Source organism: Methylobacterium sp. J-001 (assembly GCF_022829565.1).
Classification (GTDB): domain Bacteria; phylum Pseudomonadota; class Alphaproteobacteria; order Rhizobiales; family Beijerinckiaceae; genus Methylobacterium.
Genome location: NZ_JAKSYN010000219.1, coordinates 1 through 279, shown reverse-complemented (window position 1 = coordinate 279; position 279 = coordinate 1). Strand labels below are relative to the sequence as shown.

General features: G+C 62.7%; 1 pseudogene. It reads right to left on the bottom strand.

The features are described from left to right. Window positions 1–138: 138 nt before the first annotated feature. Window positions 139–279 (bottom strand): annotated as a pseudogene (locus MKK65_RS29140) (carboxyl transferase domain-containing protein); the annotation flags it as partial.

The window sequence follows — 279 nt, the reverse complement described above, 5'->3', positions numbered from 1 at the left end:
TCCCATTCCCGGCCTTCCTGGTCTGGGATTACTATCAGAACCGGTAGGCACAACTTCCGAGCGGCGGCAATAATTGTGCGAACCTGGTTCGACGCGCTGCCAAATCCCTTCCACCGTCATTGCGAGCGCAGCGAGGAAGGCGACGAACCCGACCGTGCGGCCCTCGATCCGGCCGAAGCCGGTCATGATGTTGCGGGCATAGGCCGCCTGGATCTCGAAGAAGTCGCCCTCGTCGACCACCCGGCGGATCAGCTCGCCCATGTCGTAGGGCTTGTTCGG